Annotated in this window: 1 pseudogene; it reads left to right on the top strand. The window is 29.6% G+C overall.

From position 1 onward, the window contains the following. A pseudogene (locus N4T77_RS20190) lies at positions 1-314 on the top strand (IS1182 family transposase); the annotation flags it as partial.

Raw genomic sequence — 314 nt, 5'->3', positions numbered from 1 at the left:
AAGCCACAAATAAGTTTGAAACAAAGTTGCTTGAAAAAGTTAAGAAGTTTATTGAAGAAATAAATAACGACTTTAACACAGTATTTGTTATCCCTGAGTCAAAAGTTAATCTAGAAGAATTGAAGTCTATCTTAGAGTTCCTAGATAAAATCAAACTTCAACAAAATATAAAGTTCGTAGAAGGTAAAGGAAGACGAAAAACTAAGATTCAACGAGCCGTAGAAAGGATAGAAGAATTTATTGAAAAACAGACAAAATACAATGACTATAATACTGTCTTTGATGGGAGAAACAGCTTTTCTAAAACTGATAGA

It is taken from the genome of Clostridium sp. CX1 (genome assembly GCF_025398335.1).
Classification (GTDB): domain Bacteria; phylum Bacillota; class Clostridia; order Clostridiales; family Clostridiaceae; genus Clostridium_AM; species Clostridium_AM tanneri.
This window is presented reverse-complemented; position numbering and strand designations above follow the sequence as displayed.